The sequence below is a fragment of the Paenibacillus sp. Z3-2 genome, assembly GCF_054161325.1.
On sequence record NZ_CP096397.1, the window covers coordinates 5297251 to 5323548 of the forward strand.

Here is a 26298-nt window from a genome sequence, read left to right on the forward strand (position 1 = left end):
GGATCAAGCTTAGTTCAACCAAAAGCGGTGTCCCGGACAACTCTGGGCACCGCTCTTGTCTTTCTGTCTATTATTGAAAATGCAATTCTTCATTATCCTTCCGAAGGTCCTGCCGCAATCCATGATAACAAGCCGTACGTATGCTTGCAGTCTGGATTACGCGACACTTCAAGTACTGCTTCATCTTCACTCTGCGAGAGAAGGGATACCTGAAATCCCCGATCATTGCTCATGGCCACAATCACATAATGCTCTGAAGCAAATGGTTCTTCAAAAACAACGGTTACCTCTGTGCATTCTTCACTCTCTGGCAGTACAAAAGCCTCCATCCCGAATTGTTGTACAACGGGTTGCTTGCTTACACTGCGAACAGGCTGGAAAGCCAGATGTTTGGCCTGAACTGCACCTGATTGCAGCTGGCTGCTGCCCACGGCATTATCACACAGATGCTCCTGTGTAATGGATTGTTCACTAACCATAAATTCCGTAGTTCCACCGATCTCCTGTGACAGTTCAAGCTGGGGTTGCTGAGCCTGAACAACCTCCTCTGTCGTGTATGAAGCTGCCAATGGTACTCCATGCTGGTCTGTTGGGGATAGCAACTCTTGTTGTTTCTCCAGACTGGCACTCGGCAACGCCTCGACAATTGCCTGCTGTGATGGCTGTACAGCCTCACTTTTTGCTTGAAGAAATGCTTCTTTCCTTTTGATCGCTGCCAGCTGTTCCAGCGTTTCTCCACTGAACTGACGAATCGCATTCCATATCTCTACACTTAAATGGGCAGGACCAACAATTCCCGCATTCAAGTGATTGGAGGTAATGCTTTGGTCACCCAGTTTGCTGCCAGTTACACTGCCGTCAGCTAGTTTGGCGCTCGTTACGGATCCATTCTGCAGATGAATTCCGCTTACCAATTCCTCTTCCAGATGGACGGTGCGAATACTGCGTTCCTGAATATGATCAGCAAGGATCGTTCCATCCTGAATGTGTCCGGAATGTACACTTTTGTCTGCCAAGTGGATTGCCGATACCGTACCTTCAAGCAATTTATTGCCGTTTACACTGCCATCAGCCAGTTTCGCGCTCGTTATCGAACCATTGTGCAGGTGAATCGCACTTACCGATTCCGCTTTCAGGTGAGAGATCCCGATGCTGCGCTCTTGAATATGGTCCGCATGAATGGCTTTCTCTTGGATATGGCGGGATTGCACACTTCCATTTGCGATATGAAGTTCTGACACCGCATTTTCAAGCAATTTGCTGCCGTTTACGCTGCCATCTGCCAATTTGGCACTCGTTACAGATCCATTTTGGAGATGAACCGCACTTATTGCTTCCTCTTCCAGATGTGACGTGCCGATACTGTTCTCCTGAATATGTTCGGCAAGGATCGCGCCTTCCTGGATGTGCCGGCTTTGCACACTTTCTGTTGCGATATGAATTCCCGATACGGTATCTTCAAGCAACTTGCTGCCGTTTATGCTTCCATTGGCCAGTTTGGCACTCGTTATAGCCCCATTTTGCAAATGGATTGCACTCACCGACTCTTCTTCCAGATGGATTGTGCCAATGCTGCGCTCCTGAATATGATCAGCATGGATGGCATTTGTCTGAATATGCCCGGATTGCACACTTTCCGCTGCGATATGAATCCCGGATATCGTACCTTCGAGCAACTTGCTGCCATTTATGCTGCCGTCGGCCAGTTTGGCACTCGTTACAGCCCCATTTTGTAAATGGATTGCACTTACCGACTCTTCTTCCAGATGTGCAGTGCCAATGCTGCGCTCTTGAATATGATTAGCAAGGATGGCTCCCTCCTGAATATGACGGGATTGCACACTAACCTCTGCAATGTGGATATCCGATACCGCACCTTCAAGCAACTTGCTTCCATTCACGCTGTCGTCAGCCAATTTGGCACTTGTTACGGACCCATTTTGCAGATGAATTGCACTTACTGCTTCCTCTTCCAGATGAGGTGTGCCGATGCTCCGCTCCTGAATATGGTCAGCAAGGATCGCTCCTTCTTGAATATGGCGGGACTGCACACTTTCGGATGCAATATGAATTCCCGATACCGCATCTTCGAGCAGCTTACTTCCATTTACGCTGCCATCAGCCAATTTGGCACTTGTTACGGACCCATTTTGCAGATGAATTGCACTTACCGCGTCCTCTTCCAAATGGAATGTGCCGATGCTGCGCTCCTGAATATGATCAGCATGGACGGCACCTTCCTGAATATGCCCGGATTGCACACTTGCGGATGCAATATGGCTCCCTGATACCGTACCTTCGAGCAATTTGCTGCCGTTTATACTACCGTCCGCCAGTTTGGCATTTGTTACAGATCCATTTTGCAAATGGAACTCACATACCGACTCCTCTTCAAGATGAGTTGTGCCAATACTGCTCTCTTGAATATGATCAGCATGGATGGCTCCCTCCTGGATATGACGGGACTGCACACTTTCGTCTGCAATGTGGATCGCATCCACCGTTCCTGTAGCTAATTTGCTGCCATCAACACTACCATCGGCCAGTTTGGAGCGTGTTACAGATTCATCCTGCAATATAATCGTACTTACCGCTTCTTCTTCCAGATGTAACGTTCCGATGCTGCGTTCATGGATATGATGAGGAAGAATCTCACCATCTTGAATATGACGGGAATGTACAGCTCCTTGCTGCAGGTGAACAGCACTCGTCGACTCTGCCTGAAGATGCAAACCACTGATCAAACCAGGCTGAAGATGGGCTGCAGTGATGGATAAAGGTGCCAGATGGTCTGTTTCGACAGATCCAGGAGCCAGGTGATGGGATGTAATGACCTGTTCGGCAATATGCTCCTCATGAATAATGTCTGGCTTCAGATGCTGTGAGTTCACAACGTGATCACCCAGATGGTTAGACTTCACACTTCCGTCGGCCAGATGCTCGGATTGCACAACGGATGGCTGAAGGTGCTCACTGCTTATGGCTGCCTTTTGCAACTCTGTCCCTGATACGGAGTCTGCTGTCAAATGGTCCGCAGTGACCGACCCATGCCGCAGTTTGTTGCCTGTAATACTGCCATCGGCGAATAATTCCGGTGAACGTATCTCCTCCGACAAATGTTCCAGGGATACGGCATGCTGTTTCAGGTGGTAGCCGCGTATGGTTCCTGCTGGAATATGTTTGGCATTAATGCTTTCAGCCATGATCTTAGAAGAAGTCACGCTGCCGTCGGCCAGTTTGGCTGACGTGACAGCAAAATCCGCCAGTTTATCCGTAGCAACACTTTCTGGTGAGAGCTTAGGAGAGGTAACCGAATGATCTGTCAGATGAGGCGGAAAAATGGACCCTCCGGCCAGCTGAGCCGAAGTTATACTACCGGGAGCTAATTTGTCCGTTGTGACCGCTGCCCTTGCAATGGCATCTGTTTCAACACTGCCCGGTTGAAGGTGAGGGACACCCACGGCATGTTCTGTCAGATGCTCCGATTTCACGGCATAAGGTCTCAGGGCCTCGGACCCCACGCTGCCTGGAGCCAGATGTGTACCCGTGACACCACCACCCGCAAGATGCGAGGATACGACGCTTCCCGGAGCGAGTGCTCTGCTGCTAACCGAAGCCGTTCCAAGTTTTTCTTCTGTCACACTTCCGTCTGCGAGCTTGACGTCTGTCACTGCAGCATCCTGTAACTCAAACGTACCCACCGCCGCCTCAGCCAGATGCCGCTCAGATACTACGCCATCTGCAAGCGTTTCTCCGGATACACTACCGGTTGACAGATGTGTAGCCTCGATGCTTCCACTTGCAATGTGAATGGAGTGAATTGCAGCATTGTCTACATGTACCGGCGTAATTCCGCGATTGACAATATGTTCCGCACGAATGGATCCTTTGGCAAGATGTTTGCCCTGCACAGCTTCATCTGCAATTTTGGAAGCAATGACACTTTGGTCTGAAATCTTGGAAGCCGTAATCGACTGTTCCAACAATTTTGCTGTTCCAACCGACTGGTCTGCGAGTTTACTGCTGGTTACCGCTCCCTCGGCCAAATGCTCACTGCCCACTTCACCTTTGCCTAGTTGCTCTTTCCCCACGGCCTGAGCGCGAATCTGGTTCGAACCGATGGAACCGTCCAACAAGTGTTTTCCACTGAGTGAACCCTCAGCCAAATGTCTGGTTTGTATGGATCCATCCTCAATCTGATCACTACCAATACTGCCCAAAGACAGTTGTGAACGACCGACAGCCCCTTCTGCCAGATGCTCCTGTTGAACTGCACCTGCCTGAATATGATGAGACTCAATGGAATGTTCATGGATTTTGCTGCCTGTGACAGCAGCTTCACGAATTTTGGATGTAGTCACCGCATCGTCGGCCAATTTGGACGTGTGCACAGCCCCTCCCGAGAGATGCCGCGTATCCACACCGCTAATCGCGATCTTGTCTCCGGTTACGGCATGATTCTGAATTAAATCTTCCGTGACCAGCATGCGGCTGAGATGCCTTGTGCCGATGGAACCGTCGGCAATTTTTGCTGAATCGATTACCTGGTTGCCCAGCTTCTGCGAGGTAATGCTGCCATCTCTGATTTTCTCGCCAGCAATTGATGCATTGCGTAATTTATGGCCGGACACCGAGCCGTCAATGAGATGCTCATCGGATACAGACGCTTCTGCCAGTTTGGCGGAAACAATCGCCCCATCTGCAATGTGAATGCTGGTCACTGCATAATCCTGCAATGCTTCACTGCCGACTGCACCCGGTTTCAGCTTGGAATCATCCACAGAGAACGGAGCCAATTTGCTCTCCGTTACCGCAAAATCACTCAGATCATCTGTATAGATATAGTGTCCGGTATGACCCGGCATCTGGTTCTGGTTCAGGACCTCCAACCGGTCCTTGCCTGTTGTCTCCTCCTTGTTGGTGCTCTGCTCTTCTTCCAGAGCAAGCGAGGCCACGCTGCTGACCTGAATCTGCTTTTCCAGGCTATCTTGCGTCTCGACTGCCTTGCTATCAGACTCAACGAGTTCCGGCTTACTGATTTTGGCTACGATCTCCAGCTCTCCCAGCTCGTTCGTTGTAGCAGGTAGTTCCGTTGATTCGGATAGGGATTCTTCCGATGCCTGAATGGCCCCCGAATCCCGTTTATTTGTATTCAAGCGTTCTTCCCTATTCAGAGTGAAACCTGAGTTCATTGTGTCTGACCGGCGATTAGTCAGTTCCAATTCTTTGAATTTCGGGCTCACATGCCGCAGTTTCGGCGTTAGAACCTTCTTTTTGCCTTTTTTACTCATGCAGCTTGCTCCTTCCTCTAACGTTCGTCTCCGGCATCATATGCTCCCATATGGGCATCTGCCACTTTAATCATGACTTTTGCAGATTCCAGAGCACGGATGTACAGACCTCAGGGCAAGAATGTCCTATGATCTTCGTGGAAATAGGCGTGTCAGGATGATAGAGGAAAGGCGGCTGTCCACGCCCCCGTCCCAGTCATGTCATAGGATATTGTGTCTAAGCAAACGCTGGTGCATGGCAATGCATCTACACACCGGTCTGCGTTATCGTGATGTCCAACCATGCGGTGACAGGCCGGCATTCCATGAATGGACGATCCAAGTCGCGATAACATCGAAGGAGGAACGGTCATGCTCCAAGAAACGATCGGCATTATGTTCAATTCACGCATGTACCGGGGGATACCGGCCGGAAGGACCGGTCAGGAATCACTCGCGAATTATGAACAGGCAGCAGCCAGTTACGGATTAACTCCCTGCTTTTTGCGACTGGAAGATATTGATTCGAATCGGAAAACATGTCTTGCTTATGTAAAAAAGGAAGGCAGATATGTTCGTGAGCGTATGCCATTGCCCTCTGTCATTCATAACCGATCACTCCAGCTTCGTCGGTCGGAACAGCACCAGATCACCAAGCTGATGTTGCAGGGTATTCAGGTATTCAACGTTCGCAACCGGTACCGCAAAGATCACATTCATGACATGCTTCATCAAGACCTCGCATTGAGAGAACACCTGCCCCACGCAGTTAAAGCTACGCCGGAGTCTCTGGCCTATATGATGGAACATTATGATGACCTTGTCATCAAACCGTGCAGCGGTAGTATCGGTCATGGCATTATGCGGGTCTTTCAGCGAGATGGACAGTGGAAGCTAACCTGTGAGACGAAGGCTGCACGAAAAGGATGGGCGACCTTCCGATTGAGCAAAGGACAGCTTCCTTCCTCCACCCTGCGGCGGATCTTTCGCCATGCCTACCTCATCGAAGAGCGTATTAAGTTGGTTCGTTATGAGGGCAGGCCGGTTGATCTGAGGGTATCCGTGCAGCGGGGTAGCGATGGTCTGTGGGGAATTACAGGCATGTTTGCCAAAGCAGCTCCTGCCCACACGTTTGTTACCAACATCGCCCAGGGCGGTAGAGTCATGACGCTCGCGGAGGCGCTTGGAGCAACAGAATCCACATTCGATCTGGCTCGACTGGAACACAGAATCGGATTCGTTGCACTCCGAATTGCCCAGACGCTGGCTTCCAGTTTGCCACATCTGGCTGACCTGGGTCTTGATCTCGGTATAACGCGCAGCGGTCAGATTTATTTCATTGAATGCAATGGACGAGATCAGCGCTACGGTTTTCGTAAGGCAGGAATGTCGGAACACTGGAAGAGAACCTACAGCAAACCGATGGCCTATGGCCGCCTTCTGCTGGAACAGAATTCGAGGATTCCGAGACAACCGCAGACATACGATAGGGGATTATATTGATTTCGTGTGCATTCTGTGTCAATATTATGCAGAACGGCCGGTCTTGCCGGCCTTGAAGTTCGCATTAACCCTAAGGGGGATATTCATGGCAAAAACGCTGTTGCGATTAATGACCGAGCTTTCTTCGCGCAAATGGATCTCCCGGACTGTGGGAGCCTTCTCCAAAAGCCGGGGAAGTAAGGCATTTATCCCTTATTTTGTCCGGACCTACGACATCCCTGTTCAGGAGGCCGAGAAGGACTGGAAGGAATACCGTTCACTGAACGATTTCTTTACCCGCAAATTAAAACCGGGCATGCGCCCGTTGGAACTTTCAGAGCATGCACTGATCAGCCCGGTAGATGCCAAGATTACGGCAGCCGGTCCGATATCTGCAGGGACACTCCTGAATGTTAAGGGACAAAATTATACACTTGCTGAATTATTAAACCATTCTCCCCATCTGGAGAAGTACAAGCACGGGTACGGGTTCGTTCTATATCTCAGCCCTCGCGACTATCACCGCATTCATGCACCTGTCAGCGGCCGCAAAATAGAGAGCGAACACATCAAGGGCAAAGTTTATCCCGTGAACGATTTTGGCCTGACCCATATGAGATCCGTGCTTAGTCGAAACGAACGGCTCATTACGTATATCGCACACGATTACGGTGAAGTGGCGGTTGTCAAAGTGGGCGCAATGAACGTAAGTAGCATACAATATGCGAACACGGACACAAGTACCTGGGCACAAGGGGATGATCTGGCCTATTTTGAATTCGGTTCCACTGTCGTTCTGCTGACGCAGAGTGGCACATTTGAACCGAAACCGGGCTTACAGCCAGGTGATTCCGTTAAAATGGGCGCATTGCTTGGTCGTTTGAAACCGAAGCAATGATGGATCATACACCAATAAAGAGGATGGCGCAGCACCTGTAACCAGGTATTGCGCCATCCTCTTTATGCATTCATTTTCATCCATGTATACATGCAGTACGAAGCTTCGCTCCGTCGTTATTGGTCTGCTGAGTTCTCCTCAAAACCATACATCTTGCAAGTCCTCTGCCGGTTTGAATCGGCGCAGACGGTTCCGGAAAATATTGCATCCCTTCGTTGAGCATCCCCGGTTGCGGACCCGACGTTTTCCGTTCATCACAAGTTCCCCCTTTTGGTCATCTGGAATGCTAGATCATTACCCTTGCTTCCCAGACTTGAAACGTTATCATGTTCTTTCAACCAGAATGCTAACGAATCTCGGACGGGCTTTTGCCTGTATACTGTTTGAATTGACGACTGAAGAAGAAAATATCCCGGTATCCCAGAGCATCAGCCACTTCGGTCACATTCATGCCGGTATGCACCAGCAGATGTTCTGCCCGTTCAATACGCATGCGGATAATATAAGATTGCACCGATGATCCGACCAGTTCCTTGAACTTGATCGAGAAGTATCGGGGCGATAAGCCTGCCCGGGCAGCCAGATCTTCCACCCGATGCGTAATCCCCGGATGCTGACGCACATAATTGGCGACCTCCTGGATCACATCGGACAGCTGGTTGCTTACCTTTTTCTCCACAGGTTCTTCCGTATCGGCGCGAAGCAAATGAATCATCAGCTGTTTCAGAATCAATCGACTCTCTTCATCACGTCCATACACATCCGATAAGAACAGTCTTACATAACGCGCCAGCAAGTGTTCAAATTCCACGGTCTCCTGTACTTCACGATAAGACTGAGGAACATCAGTAACAGGCATGTCCACATCAAAATGAATATACGTCAGAACCAATGGTTTCTGCTTATTATGTGTTGCAGTAGGATGATCGCCTGGCCTGAACAGAAAACAACTCCCCTTGCCGACTTCATACGACTGGTCATTCAGTACAAGCGTCCCTTCACCACTCCATACATAAAATAGATCATAGTTTTGCATCGGTTTTTCCCGTTTCTGCCACTTCCAGCCCGGTTCACAGACAATTTTGGCGACAGCGGGCAAAATAACAAATGATGACGGCGATGCCTGCAGCATGTCGCCACTCCCCCTTGATAGTTAATCTCTCTGCATATGGCATCTTGCTGATCTGAATCTCACTTCTTCAATATCCAGCCATATGTATTTCAGCATGTTGCATCATTCAAACCAACTTGCTTTATATATGATATCTGCCCCTACAGGAGCGAAACGACTTATCCCATTATACAGCGGAATTCACCGAAACGAAAATGTGCACTTCTCCCAGGCTAACCGCATTCGCCGAATTCCCTCCGCCATCTCTTCTTTCTCCAGATGTGCAAAAGCAAAACAGACCGCAGGATGTCCTGAAGTCAACCGGTATCGCTCTGCATCCCGGAACAATATGCCATCCTCCTGAGCCAGTATTTTGAACCGCTGATAACTGTCCATGTCGCCATTCCAGGTAGCATAGATATGCAATCCAGCATCACCAAGCTGCATCGTGAATGCCTCCGGCAACTGTAGCTGCATCTCTCGGACAAAAAAATCATGCCGTTCCCCGTATAAACGGGTTAACCTCCGTAAGTGCCGCAGGTAACCTCCTCTGGTCATAAACTTTGCCAATGCGCGTTGCTCCAGCAGTGCCGGAGGCACCGGTTCATACAGAGCCTTGGCCGAAAGCAGAGGTTCCACCAGACCAGGCGGCAGAACAGCGTAGCCCAGTCGGAACGAAGCAACCATCGTTTGTGAGAATGAACCGACGTAGATGACACGCTGTTCACGATCAAGCACTTTGAGGGGTTCAATGGGTCTTCCACCCCATCGGAATTCACTGTCATAATCATCTTCAATAATGACCGCATTCCGCTTCGAGGCCCAGGCAAGCAAGGTACGTCTTCTGTCCAACCCCAGTACGGCCCCTGTTGGAAACTGACGGGTAGGGGTGACAAATAACGTCTGTGCCTCCCAAGGCTGAGGAATAATGCCTGCGGCATCCACATCTGCCGGGATGATATGCCCACCACAGGATTTGACGGCTTGGGCAATGCCCGGATACCCCGGGTTCTCCAATACAACTGCTGTATTCTCCGTAATCAGCAGTTGAGATAACAGGGTGATGCCTTGCATTGAACCGCTGAACAATACAATCTGAGATGATTCAGCCTGGATGCCACGTGTCCATCTGAGATGGGAGGCGATAGCCTCACGCAGTTCCGGATCACCGGCTACACCACTAGGTTCTCGCCAACCACTGCGATGAACCGCAGCGAGTGCACTCTTCCACTCCCCTTGCGGGAAATGTTCTGCAGGCATGCGCTGCATTTGAAAATTAATGACGGACGGCTTCGGTGAAGACATCTGAGTCCGCAGGACTTCATGTTGCGTATTCAACATTTGTACTCGTTCGCCCCAAGGAGACAGCCTGAGAACGGCTTCTTGTTGTTCATTTTCCTGTGTGGATAATGTTTCCGTTACAAATGTACCTCTTCCCCGATGTGCATGGACATAACCATCCGCAAGCAGCATGTCATATACCTGAGCTACCGAACCACGTGACATCTCATATTGCCTTGCCAGTTCACGGGTGGAAGGAAGTCTCGTACCTCCCACCAATGTGCCTGCATGAATGGCATCACGTAACGCATGGTACAATGCCTCATACTTGTATCGATGCTGAAGTTCATAGGTATCCATCGGCAGCCACAATTCCATCGTGCACCTCTCTCCATCCTTCTTCATTCGTGATTCCTAAGCAATTGGCCTACTAAAGTGAATGTAAATTGGATCTATTTCATTGTCAATGTATGAACTATTGTTATCCATAAGATATGGCGTTCTATTATACATTTCAATGATGGGGGAATACACATGAGAAGGAAAGAATTCACAGTAGATGAAGAACAGGAGATTACCGAGTTTCTGGATCAGTGCTCCTTCGGGTTTCTGGGAACGGTCAGTCCGGATGGACAACCACGTGTTACACCACTGAATTTCGTTTATATGGACGGTTGCTTTTATTTCCACGGCAGTCTGGCTGGCGAGAAAATGAAACAGATCAAACAGGATTCGTCGGTCAGTTTCACGGTGGCGGAAGAGTTCTCCCTGATTCCATCCTACTTCAATGATCCCGACCTTGCTTGTCCGGCGACTTCGTTCTTCAAAAGTGTCATGGCTTTCGGTCAGGCAGAGCCGGTTAAGGAACTGGATATCAAAGGCAAGGTGCTGCAACGATTTATGGAGAAACTCCAGCCGCAAGGCGGATATGTGCCCATTGATGCTACTGACTCGCGCTACACAGTGAACCTTAAAGCTGTAGCCGTTGTGAGAATCGTACCAGAACGAATCAGCGCCAAGTTTAAATTCGGACAAAATTGGACTATTGAACACTTGGAGCATGTCCGTGGTGAACTGGAACAGCGCAATGAGGGGCGAGATGCCGAAACTGCAGCAATGATGCAGAAATATTGTCCATTTCATCAGCAATAGTTCTCATCTTCGGAGGATTCATCCAAGGATAATTTCAGCTAATTTCCACCTCAAAACCCTCTGCAACAACGCGGTAAAGCGATATAACTGTCATGTTACGTAATTTCCGTGACGGGGGGATGTCAAGGTGTTATAATGTTAGGCAGTTGAATCTCAAAGACTTGGAAGGATGAAAAGAATGAATCCACTGGCTGAACAGTTGAACGAAAGTATTCAGGCAGGCAGCAGTCACGTCTACTCCATGCTGTCACAGCTCGGCAAAGAAATTTATTTTCCTAAAGAAGGTATCTTGAGTCAATCTGCTGAAGCAGCAAGCTTGGCCAAAACCTATAATGCAACGATTGGTATCGCTCTGGAGGGCGGTGTGCCGATGCATCTTCCGGTTATTCAGGAGAAGCTCTCTGCATTCCAGCCGAAAGACCTGTACCCTTACGCTCCGCCTGCAGGCAAGCCTGAACTGCGGACCGTCTGGAGAGACAAGATGCTGAAGGAAACGCCTTCGCTTGAAGGTAAAACGTTCGGTAACCCGATTGTAACCAATGCATTAACCCATGGACTGAGTATCGTAGCCGACCTGTTCGCCGATGAAGGGGACGCTGTCATATATCCGGATAAAAACTGGGAAAATTATGAGCTGACCTTCGGAATTCGTCGTCATGGCCAGTTGGTTCATTATCCCCTGTTCGATGATCAATTGAACTTCAATAGTGAAGGCTTGCTTCAGGCCCTCCTTAATCAGAAGGACAAAGGTAAAGCGATCGTGCTGCTCAACTTCCCGAATAACCCTACAGGTTATACGCCAGGAGCCGAAGAAGCAAATGCGATTGTGAACACCATTCTTCAGGCAGCTGAAGCCGGTGTGAACGTGGTTGCCGTAACAGATGATGCTTACTTCGGACTGTTCTTCGAAGATTCGATTCATGAATCTCTGTTTGGCAAACTTGCCAACATTCATCCACGTGTATTGACTGTAAAAGTGGATGGTGCTACCAAGGAAGAATTCGTATGGGGCTTCCGGGTTGGATTCATTACGTATGCCCATGAAGATGCAGCCGTTCTGCACGCATTGGAACAGAAGACACTCGGCATCATCCGGGCAACGATCTCCAGTGGCCCGCATCCTTCCCAGACATTTGTATTGGATGCGCTGAAAGCACCGGAGTTTGAAGGGCAAAAACAGGAGAAATTCGAGATTATGAAAGGCCGTGCCAACAAGGTGAAGGCCATTCTCGATAGCGGCAAGTATGGGGATGCATGGGATTATTATCCGTTCAATTCCGGTTACTTCATGTGTCTGAAGCTAAAAGAAGTTGGCGCTGAAGAACTTCGAAGCCATTTGCTGCACAAATATGGTGTGGGTACGATCGCGTTGGGTGAATCGGATCTGCGAATCGCCTTCTCCTGTATTGAAGAGTCCGGGCTGGAAGACCTGTATGAAACCATCTATCGTGGAGTTCAGGATCTGCAAGCGACCTAGATAACCAGCAATAGCGAAGGTACAAATCTAAATAGATCAGGGGAACAGGATCATGTCTGAAACCTGAATCATATAAGAACCCTTTGTATACCGGGGACATGACATGTCTTCGGGTATACCGAGGGTTCTTTCGTGTTTTAGCTGCCCAAAAGCTTCAATTTCTGGCTTTACCAGGCATCGGCCCAATCAGCCTAACCCCCACGCACATAATATACGATGTACGCAAGGGCGTGCCAAACAACCACTTGAAAGGGGAATGACCATGTCTGGAGTTGAAGATACAAGAGGCGGTTATGGATGCGGCGGTTACGGAGGATTTACAAATACAGGTGCCATTCTTGTTCTGTTCATCTTGCTCGTGATTATCACTAAATCGTTCCTCTGTTAGTACCCAATACAGAAACATCTGCGAGAAACACGTGATCTGATTGCAAAATTAAGAAGGGTATTCCGGGACACAGCCCGGAATACCCTTCTTTGTTAGTTTGATTGGAAGTCACCGTCCACCTCGAACCACCATCTTGGCTGACGAGACGTACGAGGGTACGATGATTTACTCGTCCTCTTCTTCCTTCAACCACTTGTTCCCTTGCGAACGCCGCATGATTACAATCACCAGTATACCCAGAATAAGTGCCACTCCGGTGATGCTTAGTCCACTCACTCCTGCAGCCAGCATAGGCAGCCACATGAGCAACGCAGCCAGTGCATGCAGATGGAATATGAATCCCAGCACCTGTGAACGACGGCTTTCTCCCGAGATCGGATAGATCATAATCCAGAACGATTCACTATGACTGCGACGCAGCGCACCCAGCTGTACCCCTGCAAGCAACAGGAAAAACAGATACACACCTACACCGAAGTAGCTGCCTGCCGTCCACCAGGATAGTAACATGCCCAGTACAACTAGGCGTAACACGATTGAGAACACTTCGGTTCGAATAAACGTTTTGGTAATGAGATAACGGTAAGCTTTCCCCGCATTCCAGGGAAGACCGCTCCCCAACTTGCTAAGCCAGCGACGCGAACTTACCTTCTGTCCGGATGATGGTACATCCACGAACCAGCCTAACGTCCGCATGACCCTGCCAGCCTGACCCTGCTCCACCTGAATCAGCCGTTCCCACGCTACCCGATGTTTCACCGGTATACGCAAGGCGACAATATAGACAACAGCCAGCAACAGCAGGAACCATACGCTGCGCTGCGGTGGCTGCCATAGCCATGCGCCAACAGCTAGCACTGCCAGAGCCCATCGCAAGAGACGATACCCTCTTGAAGCCCCGACCTGAACCATTCTTAGCTCTTGCCATGCTCCATAACTGGACAACCCTTTCCACAACAGCAGGAATACGATGAACCAGCCAAATGGCCGTGCATCCAGATCTGCTCTGACATAGAGGGGCCACAGTGTAACAAACACCAGCAGCAAGCCCAGACTTTTATAGATGACACCCCGAGCAAAGCTGTTCTTCAAATATTCCTGCATCCGGTATTCCTGTGGTCGCAGGAACACGATATCTGCCGAAAGCAGATATGTACGATAACTGCTAAACAGCACCAGTGGTGCCAGCAGCAACAATGCAATCCAGCGAATCGGGAATCCCGCCGGAATGTTCTGGACAAACGATGTATACCAGGCGGAGAACGCAATGACGAGAAATAAAAAGACCATAGCTACACCGCTCTGGATCACATAACCCAGATAAGGAAGAATTCCGTTCCAGAATCCTGTGCGTCTTTGCTTCCATAGCAGCTTGAGATCCATGCTCAATCCCTGCCTTGTACGAGGGAATAGAACATGTGCTCCAGCGTGGCATCCGATTCCCCGAATTGAGAGCGCAATTCATTCAGCGTCCCTTGAGCAATAACCTGCCCACGGTGCAGAACGATAAAACGGTCACAGTAGTTTTCAATCGTGGACAGAATATGTGAACTCAGCAGGATGGATGATCCCGAAGCTTTCATCTCCAGCATAAAATCAAGCAAGGAGCGAATACCCAATGGGTCCAACCCCAGAAAAGGCTCATCGATGATGTACAGTGGCGGTCCGGCCACAAAAGCACACATGATCATGACCTTCTGTCTCATCCCCTTGGACAGGTGCGTCGACAGACTTGTACTTTTCTCATTCATGCGGAACAATGCCAGCAATTTCTCCGTCCGTTGTTTGAAATCAGCCTCCGACACATTATACGCTCTTGCCGTAAACTCCAGATGCTCCATCACCGTCATCTCGTCATACAGTTCGGGTGATTCCGGTACAAATGCCATCGCCGATTGGTAGATCTGCGCATCCTCGTCCCGCTTCTTGCCCATCACTCGCACTTCACCCTGTTGAGGGGTCATCAAGCCGAGGATATGTTTCATGGTAGTACTTTTGCCAGCACCGTTTAATCCGATCAGTCCGACCATCTCACCACGTCCGACTTCCAGATCGATACCGTGAAGGACCGGCCGTTTGGCACTATAACCTCCGCTTAACCCGCTTATTTGCAGAACAGGCGATTGAACGTTTTCCATCTATCCCTGCACCCCTTTCGTCAGATTCTATTCTTCGGAGCGTGGCGTTTTGTCTTTACTCCACTTGGGTGCTCCTTTGTTTTTACGATCCTGGTCGCGCTCCGTACGGCCTGAATTGCCAGTTGGTTTGCTACCTGCTGGACGCGAATTGGAGATTGTAGCTCTGGTTCCCCCATTACGATTGCCCTGACCTGGTTTGCGTTCTCTGGACTGTCCTGGTTTTCTGGAGAACGAATGTCCCTCAGGCCGCGTGTCCGGACGCGGGTCAGCCTCCAGTACTTTACCGCCAAAGAGTACACGTTCTGACAGTTCAATTCCGAGTTCGCGTGCGAATTTACGCATAATAAAGATCTGTGTTTCGTCCACAATGGACAAAACGATACCCGAGCGTCCCATCCGGCCTGTACGGCCTGCACGGTGAACATAGTGCTCCGAGTCAAAGGCAGGGTCATAGTTAATGACCATTGGCAAGCCTTCGATATCCAGTCCTCTGGCAGCGACTTCGCTGGCGATCAGCAATTGGAGTTTGCCATTACGGAAGGCAGACAATACGTTGCTGCGGGTCACTTTGTCAGCATCCCCGTACAATGCAGCAGCGGACAAGCCCAGATGATTCATTTTTGCTTCCACTTCACCAATATCCTCAGTTGCATTCACAAATACGATTGCCCGATCCGGGTTGTACTGTCTAACCAGACGACGCAGCATGTCAATTTTGTTGCGGTTCTCTTCTACAAAATAATAATGCTCCAGTCCCGCAGCCGTGGCGCGGTCCGGTTCAATCCCGATCTGAACAGGCTCCTTCATCTCACGCTTCGCGAGTTCAGCCGTATGCTCATCAATGGTTGCTGAGAGGAAAATCAGCTGACGGTCCCGCAATGCGCTCTTGAGTACAAAGTTCACATCACTTACGCCGCCAAGCTGGAATACCTGATCCGCTTCATCAATGACAATGGTGGAAACGTTGTGCATTTTCAGTTTTTTGAGTGTAATCAATTCTTTCAGTCGTCCTGGTGTACCCACAACCAATTGCGGATGCTCACGCAACTTCTCGATCTGACGTTTAGCCGCCGCACCACCAATCAGCCCCAATACGCCAATTTTACGTTCTTCCGCATAACGCTGCGCTTCACGTACAATTTGCATCGCCAACTCTTGCGTAGGTGCAATGATTAGCTTCTGCGTACCTTTGATATCCATTTTGATGGATTGTAACAGTGGTAGCAGATACGCCAGCGTTTTCCCTGTTCCCGTCTGGGATTTGGATACGACATCCCGGCCTTCCAGAATCACCGGTATCGTCTGAGCCTGTACAGGTGAAGGTTCGTTAATGCCATGTTTAGCCAAAAGTGCCTCCAGATCCTGTTCCACGCCAATTGAAGCAAATGTTTGATTCGTCATGTATGTCCATCCTTTTAATTTATTCATTTTGATGCTAGCCCTGCTTGTACGGTATAACCGAAGCCTGTCATCACATTACCTTTCATTATATGCGAAAAAAGCCCGTGTACCAAATCTTATTCCAGAATCATATGTATACACGCCAAAAAAAAGAAAAGCCCCTCGGCGGAGCCTTTCTTTCCGTATATGATGCCCATTATTGCATTTTTACTTCTGATTCATTACACCGTGCGACAATCGATCTGCAAGACGTGGAAACAGCTGGTACAGCCACACGCCAGCAGAAGCAAGTCTTGGCAGGTTCACTTCTTCCTTGCGTTTCTTCATCGCTCGAATCATATGACCGGCAACGTCTTCAGGTTTCAGCATCATCCAGCGTACATTGTTCACATAATTACCGGATGGATCAGCCCGATGGAAAAATGGCGTATCAATCGGACCTGGATTAATTGTTGTCACCGTAACTCCGGTCTTACGCAGCTCCTGACGGAGGGCATTACTGAATCCGAGTACGGCATGTTTGGTAGCCGTATAGGAAGCGGATTTGGCCGTACCAATTTTGCCAGCCATGGAGGCCACGTTCACGATCTGTCCTCTGCCCCGTTCCAGCATCTGCGGCAGTACGGCTTTGGTACAGCGGACAATGCCCATGTAATTGACGTCCATCATCTCATCGAATTCCTGCACAGACATATCCGTCATCGCTGCGAACTTCCCGTAACCTGCGTTGTTCAGCAAAATGTCGATTCGTCCGTATTTATGCAATATTGCATCCACAGCTGCCTGAACTTGCTCACTATTCGTAACATCCAGCGTAAGCAATTCATGCCGCCCTTTCAGCGAGGCACCAATCTCTTCCAGCTTGTCCCGTGAACGGGCAGCCAGAATCGGGATGGCTCCTTCTTCTATCAGTATCTGGGCACAAAGCGCACCGATACCACTCGATGCACCTGTGATAAACACTACCTGATCTTTCAGCATACCCGACGTCCTCCCGTATTAAACACATATTGCCTATTGAGGCGTATGGTTCTATTCTACGAGATCATGACCTGAATATCCATCTCACCAATGCCTTCCATCAGCAAAGGAATGCTCAGTGCTTTCGTTGCACTAAATGTAGTCAGATGTTCGGACTTCATCACTTGTGGAGGTGTAATATCGACCACAACACCCTGGTTCGACAGGATGGTGCTGGCATTACCACTGATCATATTACCGAGTTCCGAAATAGCACTTTTGCTCATTTCATCCATTTCAGTAATGACGAATCCGCCCATCATCGCAGATACAATTTTCAGTGCAACTTGTTCGTTGATTCCAAATACAATATTTCCGCTAAGTTGTCCGGTCATTCCGATCACGATCCAGACATGGTCTGCGATGTACTCTACATTCTTCACGCCAAGACTCCCGGTGGAAGGCGAAACCTGGATGAGCTGTTCGAATACGTTCCGTGCCGATTCCAGGAAAGGATTAATCACTTCCGCTTTCACTGTCTATGTCCCCCTCACACTGGGTTATTGGTCACACACCAAAAGTCCCATATTCAATAAATTTATTATACTTTATCACGTACAAGAATTCATTAAGAATTCGTTAAACCATGTGTACTATAATTTATCGTCATCCGTGGGGCAAATGTTTATAGCTGATTCTAGCGAATAAACAGAGCTTTTCTCTTCTTTTGAAGAAAGCTTTTTGATCATTGTGCGTGGCAAAAGGGATTTAGGACTTTATTACTGTTTTCTCACAACTGTAAAAAAATAAAATTCTTGCATTCGCGTTTTTTTCACAGTCTCTTGAACTACTTTTATAGCCGACAATTACCTTCATTGCTCTGCTGTCCTGAATCACCTATAATTTAAGATAACGGAACAATAACCAGTTACGGGATTTCATCGCATCAAACACTACATACCGAAGATACTTTGCCTGCAAGGAGGTCACCTATGAACATAAGCCAACTGGAGACACTAATTACCATTTCCAAAACGATGAGCTTCCGTAAAGCGGGGGAACTTCTGAACTTGACCCAGCCTGCCGTCTCGGCCCAGATCAAAAGTCTGGAGGATGAATTCAGCACCGTTCTTGTGGATCGCAATCAACCCGTTACCCTGACAGACCGTGGACAGGTATTTCTGGAGCATGCTGAACGGATGCTCGACATCGTTGATGAATTGAAACAGAAATTGTCCGATCTTGACGAAACGCCTCAAGGACATATTGTGCTGGGTACAACGACTTCCATTGCTATTCAGATACTGCCCAGGGTGTTATCTTATTTCCAGGATCAATTCCCGCTCATCAAAACCAGTATCCAATCCCTTCCTTCATCACAGATCTATACCCAGGTCGAAAATGGTCTGGTTGATATCGGTATCGGTTATCTCACGGAGCGCAATCCCAACCTCAATACATCTGTGCTGTACTATGACACATTCGAACTCGTGGTATCTCCTTCCCATCCGCTGGCGAAGAAAAAACATGCTGCTGTGGATGTGCTCCGGAGTACCCCATTGATTCTGCTGTCTCCTGATACTGTAGGACGACGTTTTACGGAAACCATCTTCAAAAAACACAATATTGAACCCAATATTGTGATGGAGTTATCAAGCAGCGAGGAAGTTAAACGAATGGTCGAAATTGATCTTGGAGCAGCTGTTATATCCAAACAATCTGTTGCGCATGAGTTGCGACAAGGTACTCTGCGTATGATACCTTTAAGTGAGTTGGAGGTCAGCCATCCTGTTGGTGTTATCTATAAGTCCAGCAGATACCTTAACTCGGCAATGCAGCAATTCATAAGTGACCTCAAAGGCATGCCGGAAACCCAATTCATCAGTTCAGAATGACAATGAGCCATGAGAAAGGAAGGATTCCATATGAAATTCGATCTTCATACACATCATTTTCGTTGTGGTCACGCTGACGGCAACATCCGCGACTATATAGAGGCAGGTATTGAGGCAGGACTTCAAGCCATCGGCATCTCGGATCATACGCCATACTTTGGCAGTGAGCTTGAGCAGGCGTTTCCCCGGATCGCAATGGGTAAGTCGGAATTGCAACATTATGTGGAAGAAGTCCTTGCTCTAAAAGAAGAGTACGCCGGTAAAATTGATGTGCTGCTCGGCATTGAATCCGACTACTTCCCTCCTCATGCAGAATTGTACCGTACCACGCTGGGACAGTATCCGTTTGACTATATTATTGGTTCAGTTCATCATACCGAGGATGTGAGCATCTTCAACAAAACCCGGTGGAAAGGACTGAGCGATGCTCGCAAAGTTGAAGTGAAAGAGAGCTATTATTCATTGATCCGGCAATCGGCTCGCAGCGGTATGTTCCAGATCCTAGGACATATTGATGCGATGAAAGGAAACTATCCACCCTTCTCGGAAATTATCGCTGATCAGGCCATTGATGAAACGTTGCAGGTTATTGCAGCATCCAACGTAGCCATCGAAATTAACACTTCAGGCAAAACCAAAATCAGCGGCGGCTGGTATCCCTCAGATGCCATTCTGGAACGGGCCCATCATTACGGAGTGAAGGTGACATTCGGATCGGACGCTCATAAACCCCAGCGGGTTGCAGACGAGCTGGATGACGTTCGTACACGTTTGCTGGAGATCGGATTCACCGACTGGGTGTACTTCAAGCAGAAACAGATGCAGGTTGTATCACTATAAAATATATGGACCATAGAGAAACCCCCACAGCGTGGACAAGCGCGCTGTGGGGGTTTTAGGTTTAATTCTAAATTAAAAATATGATATAAGTTCAAATGAACATCTACACTATAAAACGAAGAGGACAGAAATAACTTGAAGAAGCGAAGCGGTCGCCTAAAAGCTTTCTGAAAGAAAGCTGCATCGAAAGCATACGTTATTATCAGATTTTCCCATTTCAAAATGGGAATCAAACTCTGGGGATAACAGCGGTCGGAAGGTTCTTCTGTCATCGGAGTGTATATGTAAAAATTCCATAGTTAACTTATATGGACAAAAAAAAGAACCCGCTCGCGCGGGTCCCAACAGCATTATCTATTATCAAAAAGGGGGTCATGAGATAAGTTTACCCCCTGTCTGTTAGAGTTCAATTGCAGCTATATTTCATTTGTGTAACAAATGATTGAAGTTCGATTCATTTATGTTTTACTACTCTTACTCTATGTTATTGCGGCTTGTCAGATACCAGGGTTTCCAGGTCTTTTTCACTGACGTATTGTTCCCGGTACATACTGTACACTTTGACATCCATTAAGGATTCAGATGCCTCATCATCCTCATCATGCAGTCCGAATGAGGGAAGACTCCGCTCGTAGGACATCCCTATTTTGCTTAACACCCGTTCTGAAGATACATTCGCCTCATAACAACGTGCCTCCACCCTCCATAGATGAAGTTCGGCAAATCCAAACTGCAGCAGCCGCTCTACTGCCTCGGTAGCCACACCCATGCCCCAACAGGATCTGTTCAGGATATAACCAATCTGTGCGGTACCATTCTGATCGTTCCAGTGCTGGAATGACGTAATCCCGATGACCTGTTCTTTACCTCTCCAGCAGATCCCATAATGTAACGAATCCAGCTTGGCGCTGCTGCTCCGTATCTGGTTCAATAACCGTCTCGCCCTGATCGGTGTGGGCTGGCTTCCCCTATTCACATATCGAATGACCTGAGGATCGGAAAAGAGTTCCGATAATGTGCTGTAATCACTTTGACGCAATGATCGCAGGACAAGACGCTCTGTCCACAAAGCCGGCAGGCCTTGAACCAGCATTTTTCGGGTAAGCATGACAATCGCTCCTTTTGCCTAAACGGGCTCTAGTCCGGTAAGACAAGCATGCTCTGAAGATGATCCGGCATAATATCATTTGAACTGATCCACGAACTTTAGTATTCGCAATTTGCATCATTCGATTCCTATCGCTAGAGCGGAAGGTGCTGGCTACTCCTGCAACCCGCGATAAATCCCGGTACGTATCTCACGAATATAGTAATCCAGTGCAGGAACATTCGCCGACTGTGCAACCTGAACTTCTCGCTCAATATCATAAGGCACCCGCACAAATTGAACATTGAACGGGGTATTATTATCGTTGCTGTCTTCGCCTTCCAAGATACAGTAGGAAGCCTGCGGAAGATCGAGCGGATTACCGACACTGCCTGCATTAAACAGCAACTTGCCATTCATGTACTGCAAGTATGCGTTATGCACATCCCCATATCCCACGACATCCGCAATACCTTGCTCTGGCTCATCAGCCGGGGGATCGAACATCGCTAACCTCTTTTCCATAGCGTCCCAAGGCTGTACACGATGGTATACACTTTGAGGCGAAGCATGGACAAGGCGGATGGTACGACCACTCAGCTGAAACTGATGACTGAAGGGTAGACTCCCCAAGTACGCCAATCGTTCCTCACCCAACCGTTCTGCTTGCCAGGTGAAGTTCTCATTGTCATGGTTAACTGCGACCAGTTCATCCCAATTGCCGCGGATGACAAGTTCGCACGTCTCTTGCACCCGATCGACAACCTGCACCGGTTCTGGTCCCTTGCCCACGAGGTCACCAAGACAAAAGATTCGCTCCACGCCACGACTTCGGATATCTTTTAGCACTGCTTCCCAGGCAGTCATGTTGCCATGAATGTCGGATACAATCGCAATTCGTTCCATCTGGATAACCTCCATTCATGTGAATCCTTTATGTTTCGCACTCATTTTCTATTCCTTTTATGTGGTTAACCCTTTAAGCTCAAACACCGTTAATTCTGGTCTGCACAGAAAACGAATGGGCAGTTGAGTCATGCCAAAACCACGATTCACATACACCGGCATCTGTGTCTGGGTGGAGTAATATACCCCCTGTACATCCGTGTAATACAACCCCTGAACATACTTGTGTGAACCTCGCGGAGTCGTCACTGCCCCGATCCAGGGGAAACGCACCTGTCCGCCATGGCTATGACCGGAAAGCTGCAATCCGAAACCATAGGGAGTGGCAATGTCGGCATAATCCGGTTCATGCATGAGCAGTAATTTCCACGCATCATGATCCAGTTCCTTGATGGCTTGGGCGGGATCAGGTCTGCCTGTCAGTGCGTCATCCAGACCAACGATGGCCAGACGTTCGCCCCCTTGTTCAATCACCACATGTTCGTTCCTTAACAAGGTGAATCCTGCTTCATGAAACATGGTTGCCACTTCATTCTGCTGCCCGCCCCGATAATCATGATTCCCCAAAACAGCAAATTTGCCATACTTGGCTTGCATCGAGGCCAATACCGGAATACATTCACGCATCGGCTCTGATTCCCTCTCGACTATGTCTCCGGTAAAACAAATCAAGTCCGGTTGCTGCTCCTCAATCGTTGCTGCCAGCTTCTTCATCTCTTTCACTCCGGTATGAAAACCAAGATGGGCATCACTGAACTGAACTACTCGCAATCCGTCAAATGCCTTTGGAAACTTCGGAAGTTTCAGCTCCACTTGCTTGATTTCCAGACGACGCGGCTCCCAAAGCCAGGCATAACCTCCTGTAAGCAAACTGGCACCCGCGGTCATCAAAACCATGCGCAATAAGAAACTTCGGCGAGAGGGATCATGATCCTTTTCTTCTCCAGGAAACACAGACTCTTCTGCACCTGGTGCCTTGTGAGAGCGCTGGGACGGTGAGTTGTTGCTGCCCTGACGCGGTGTCTCTGCCATATCTCCCCCTCCTTCTACGCTCTATATCCATCCCCTTAGTATACCATATTCTGCATGGGCAGCCCGGTTCCTCTGCTTCTTCGTAAAAAGAAGCCGGGATCTCCGGCATGTTGCTGCACGGGATCACGACTTCTTCTAAGTTGCAGATTACACTTCTGCACATGCTATGACGAGATTATACGCCCAACCAGCGTTTAAACATATGCTTGGTCGTTTGTTTGTTCATTTCGGCAATGGAGGTTGTCAGTGGAATACCTTTTGGACAGGATTGCACACAGTTTTGCGAGTTACCACAGCCCTCAATGCCTCCATCTTCCATCAATGCTTCCAGACGATCGTCGGCGTTCATCTCCCCTGTTGGGTGAGCGTTGAACAGACGCACTTGGGACAGTGCTGCTGGACCGATAAAGTCTGTTTTCTCATTGACGTTCGGGCATGCCTCCAGACATACACCACATGTCATGCACTTGGACAGCTCATATGCCCACTGACGCTTCTTCTCAGGCATCCGTGGACCTGGACCGAGGTCATAGGTACCATCGATCGGAATCCATGCTTTTACGCGTTTCAGGGCGCTGAACATACGGGTACGGTCGATGACCAGGTCACGTACCACCGGGAATGTCTTCATCGGTTCGATGCGAACGGGCTGTTCGAGCTTGTCGATCAGGGCTGCACACGCTTGACGCGGCTTGCCATTGATGACCATGGAGCAAGCTCCACAGACTTCTTCGAGACAGTTGGAATCCCAGCACACAGGAGCAATGGATTTGCCATCTGTATTGACCGGGTTCCGCTGTATCTCCATCAGGGCGCTGATTACATTCATGTTGGGACGGTACGGAAGCTCAAATTCTTCGTTATACGAAGATGACTCCGGGCTGTCCTGACGGGTGATGATAAACTTGACGGTTTTGTTGGCTGTAGCTTGTTCCGCCATATCGTTGTCCCCTCCTTTGAGTGACGATGATTGGTGTTGCTGATGCGCAAAGTTACTGGTTTGGTGCACGGGTGACGCTTCGTCAGTGGATTGACCTTCTGACCGCTGTTGCTCCCCCATTTTACGGAATGGATTTCTATTGAATAAAATGGGGTATCAAAGGCGGACGCTTCGCTTCTTCAGGTCATTTCCACTTCCTTCGCTACGTCGTGCACGTGGGTCACTTTGCTGGAAACTGCACTCCATTCTTGCTGGATAGCAGTATTGAAATGCTGAAGACTTAATCCTTGGAGTAGTCCCGGATACGTGGTGGGATCAAGGATACGTCTACTGGCTCGTACGAGATTTTCGGGCCTTCCTTCGACCAGCTTGCGATGGTCGTTTTCAGGAACTCTTCGTCATTACGTTCTGTGAATTCCGGTTTGTAATGCGCGCCGCGGCTTTCGTTACGCAGCAGTGCTCCAAGAGTCATCGCTTCTGCCAATTCAATCATGTTCCACAGTTGGCGAGTGAACGCTGCGCCCGGGTTGTTCCAACCTGAGCTGTCATACATGTTGATTTTGCCATAACGCTCTTTCAATTCCTTGATCTTACCAATCGTGGCTTCAAGCTTGTCGTTGTAGCGTACAACCGTCATGTTGGCTGTCATCCACTCGCCAAGCTCTTTATGAATAACATAGGCATTTTCCGTGCCCTGCATTTTCAAGATACCTTCGTATTTGTCGCTTTGTTGTTTGGTGTGTTTCTCGAATACGGAAGATGGGATATCAGCGGACGATTTTTTGAGTCCTTTGATATATTCAGCCGCTTTCGGTCCAGCCACCATACCACCATAGATCGCGGATACCAGTGAGTTTGCACCCAGACGGTTCGCACCATGGTATTGATATTCACATTCACCAGCTGCAAACAGCCCCGGAATGTTGGTCATTTGATTGTAATCTACCCACATGCCGCCCATGGAATAATGGACTGCCGGGAAGATTTTCATCGGGATTTTACGCGGGTCATCACCCATGAACTTCTCATAGATCTCAATGATTCCGCCGAGTTTAACATCCAGTTCCTTCGGATCTTTGTGCGACAGGTCGAGATAAACCATGTTCTCACCGTTCACACCCAGACCCATGTCCACGCAGACGCTGAAGATTTCACGTGTCGCGATATCACGCGGAACCAGGTTACCGTAAGACGGATATTTTTCTTCAAGGAAGTACCAAGGCTTGCCGTCTTTGTAAGTCCAGATCCGTCCACCTTCACCACGCGCGGATTCGGACATGAGACGCAGCTTGTCATCCCCTGGAATGGCTGTCGGGTGAATCTGAATGAACTCCCCGTTGGCGTAATTTACACCTTGCTGATACACGGCACTTGCCGCTGTACCTGTGTTGATAACCGAGTTGGTCGTTTTACCAAAGATGATACCCGGACCACCACTCGCCAGAATAACCGCTTCTGCCGGGAAGGTCTGTACTTTCATCGTTTTCAGATCCTGAGCTACGATCCCGCGACATACGCCTTCATCATCCAAAACTGCCTGCAGGAATTCCCAGTTCTCATATTTCGTAACCAGACCAGCTGCTTCCCAGCGACGTACCTGTTCGTCTAATGCATAGAGCAATTGTTGCCCTGTTGTCGCTCCGGCAAACGCCGTACGGTGATGCTTCGTGCCCCCGAAACGACGGAAATCAAGCAATCCTTCTGGTGTCCGATTGAACATGACGCCCATCCGGTCCATCAGGTGAATAATGCCAGGTGCTGCTTCGCACATCGCTTTAACCGGAGGTTGGTTCGCGAGGAAGTCACCGCCGTATACCGTATCGTCAAAGTGTACCCATGGTGAGTCACCCTCACCCTTGGTGTTTACCGCTCCGTTAATTCCGCCTTGTGCGCATACAGAGTGGGATCGTTTAACAGGAACCAGTGAAAATAAATGAACATGGACTCCGGCTTCAGCCGATTTGATCGCCGCCATCAAGCCTGCGAGACCGCCGCCCACAATAATTACATTCGTTGATGCCATTGCTGTTCACTCCCTTA

Annotated in this window: 20 protein-coding genes; 7 read left to right on the top strand and 13 right to left on the bottom strand. The window is 48.9% G+C overall.

What is annotated here, in order from left to right; genetic code table 11:
- Positions 1-92 precede the first annotated feature (92 nt).
- Positions 93-5291, bottom strand: a complete 5199-nt coding sequence (locus M1D71_RS23720; protein WP_458123949.1) for a WIAG-tail domain — start codon at positions 5289-5291, stop codon at positions 93-95.
- Positions 5292-5642: 351 nt separating this feature from the next.
- On the opposite strand from M1D71_RS23720, the gene M1D71_RS23725 reads away from it, so the two are divergent.
- Positions 5643-6773 (top strand): YheC/YheD family endospore coat-associated protein, encoded by a 1131-nt coding sequence (locus M1D71_RS23725; protein ID WP_458123950.1) that lies wholly within the window; start codon positions 5643-5645, stop codon positions 6771-6773.
- Between the two features lie 85 nt (positions 6774-6858).
- Positions 6859-7650, top strand: coding sequence for an archaetidylserine decarboxylase (gene asd, locus M1D71_RS23730; RefSeq protein ID WP_336764666.1), 792 nt, complete (start codon positions 6859-6861; stop codon positions 7648-7650).
- A 346-nt stretch (positions 7651-7996) separates the two neighbouring features.
- Here asd and M1D71_RS23735 read toward each other — a convergent pair whose 3' ends face one another.
- Positions 7997-8782, bottom strand: coding sequence for an AraC family transcriptional regulator (locus tag M1D71_RS23735; protein WP_458123951.1), 786 nt, complete (start codon positions 8780-8782; stop codon positions 7997-7999).
- 180 nt (positions 8783-8962) lie between these two features.
- The gene (pdxR, locus tag M1D71_RS23740) at positions 8963-10420 is read right to left on the bottom strand and encodes a MocR-like pyridoxine biosynthesis transcription factor PdxR (protein WP_458123952.1); all 1458 of its coding nucleotides are present in this window, start codon (positions 10418-10420) and stop codon (positions 8963-8965) included.
- 156 nt (positions 10421-10576) lie between these two features.
- Here pdxR and M1D71_RS23745 point away from each other — a divergent pair, with 156 nt between their 5' ends.
- The 3 genes from M1D71_RS23745 (at position 10577) to M1D71_RS23755 (ending at position 13059) form a co-directional block, all read left to right on the top strand.
- Positions 10577-11194: a pyridoxamine 5'-phosphate oxidase family protein gene (locus tag M1D71_RS23745; protein WP_458123953.1), complete on the top strand. Its 618-nt coding sequence runs from the start codon at positions 10577-10579 to the stop codon at positions 11192-11194.
- A gap of 178 nt (positions 11195-11372) precedes the next feature.
- Positions 11373-12671 carry an aminotransferase class I/II-fold pyridoxal phosphate-dependent enzyme gene (locus M1D71_RS23750; RefSeq protein WP_458123954.1) on the top strand — a complete coding sequence of 433 codons (1299 nt, stop codon included), beginning with the start codon at positions 11373-11375 and terminating at the stop codon, positions 12669-12671.
- A 262-nt stretch (positions 12672-12933) separates the two neighbouring features.
- Positions 12934-13059, top strand: a complete 126-nt coding sequence (locus tag M1D71_RS23755; RefSeq protein WP_206759599.1) for a YjcZ family sporulation protein — start codon at positions 12934-12936, stop codon at positions 13057-13059.
- A gap of 165 nt (positions 13060-13224) precedes the next feature.
- Here the strand turns inward: M1D71_RS23755 and M1D71_RS23760 are convergent, their stop codons facing one another.
- The 5 genes from M1D71_RS23760 to M1D71_RS23780 form a co-directional block, all read right to left on the bottom strand.
- Entirely contained in the window at positions 13225-14442 is a 1218-nt protein-coding gene (locus M1D71_RS23760) for an ABC transporter permease (protein ID WP_458123955.1), read from the bottom strand.
- A gap of 2 nt (positions 14443-14444) precedes the next feature.
- Complete coding sequence (locus M1D71_RS23765) at positions 14445-15197, bottom strand: ABC transporter ATP-binding protein (RefSeq protein WP_062837910.1); 753 nt, start codon at positions 15195-15197, stop codon at positions 14445-14447.
- A 27-nt stretch (positions 15198-15224) separates the two neighbouring features.
- Entirely contained in the window at positions 15225-16598 is a 1374-nt protein-coding gene (locus M1D71_RS23770) for a DEAD/DEAH box helicase (RefSeq protein ID WP_458123956.1), read from the bottom strand.
- Positions 16599-16805: 207 nt separating this feature from the next.
- Complete coding sequence (locus M1D71_RS23775) at positions 16806-17579, bottom strand: SDR family NAD(P)-dependent oxidoreductase (protein ID WP_458123957.1); 774 nt, start codon at positions 17577-17579, stop codon at positions 16806-16808.
- A 56-nt stretch (positions 17580-17635) separates the two neighbouring features.
- Positions 17636-18094 (bottom strand): chemotaxis protein CheX, encoded by a 459-nt coding sequence (locus M1D71_RS23780; protein WP_458123958.1) that lies wholly within the window; start codon positions 18092-18094, stop codon positions 17636-17638.
- 456 nt (positions 18095-18550) lie between these two features.
- Here M1D71_RS23780 and M1D71_RS23785 point away from each other — a divergent pair, with 456 nt between their 5' ends.
- Together M1D71_RS23785 and M1D71_RS23790 are read left to right on the top strand one after the other, a co-directional pair.
- Complete coding sequence (locus M1D71_RS23785; protein ID WP_145325149.1) at positions 18551-19453, top strand: LysR family transcriptional regulator; 903 nt, start codon at positions 18551-18553, stop codon at positions 19451-19453.
- Between the two features lie 30 nt (positions 19454-19483).
- Positions 19484-20293: a histidinol-phosphatase gene (locus M1D71_RS23790; RefSeq protein WP_458123959.1), complete on the top strand. Its 810-nt coding sequence runs from the start codon at positions 19484-19486 to the stop codon at positions 20291-20293.
- Between the two features lie 484 nt (positions 20294-20777).
- Here the strand turns inward: M1D71_RS23790 and M1D71_RS23795 are convergent, their stop codons facing one another.
- From M1D71_RS23795 to sdhA, 5 genes are all read right to left on the bottom strand, one after another.
- Positions 20778-21401 (bottom strand): GNAT family N-acetyltransferase, encoded by a 624-nt coding sequence (locus tag M1D71_RS23795; RefSeq protein ID WP_458123960.1) that lies wholly within the window; start codon positions 21399-21401, stop codon positions 20778-20780.
- A gap of 153 nt (positions 21402-21554) precedes the next feature.
- Complete coding sequence (locus tag M1D71_RS23800; RefSeq protein WP_458123961.1) at positions 21555-22286, bottom strand: metallophosphoesterase family protein; 732 nt, start codon at positions 22284-22286, stop codon at positions 21555-21557.
- A gap of 57 nt (positions 22287-22343) precedes the next feature.
- A complete protein-coding gene (locus tag M1D71_RS23805) occupies positions 22344-23318 on the bottom strand; it encodes a metallophosphoesterase (RefSeq protein WP_458123962.1) in 975 nt (324 codons plus the stop codon).
- A 175-nt stretch (positions 23319-23493) separates the two neighbouring features.
- On the bottom strand, positions 23494-24258 hold the full coding sequence (gene sdhB, locus M1D71_RS23810) for a succinate dehydrogenase iron-sulfur subunit (protein WP_062837919.1): 765 nt from the start codon (positions 24256-24258) through the stop codon (positions 23494-23496).
- A 280-nt stretch (positions 24259-24538) separates the two neighbouring features.
- Complete coding sequence (gene sdhA / locus M1D71_RS23815; protein ID WP_215075709.1) at positions 24539-26281, bottom strand: succinate dehydrogenase flavoprotein subunit; 1743 nt, start codon at positions 26279-26281, stop codon at positions 24539-24541.
- Positions 26282-26298 lie beyond the last annotated feature (17 nt).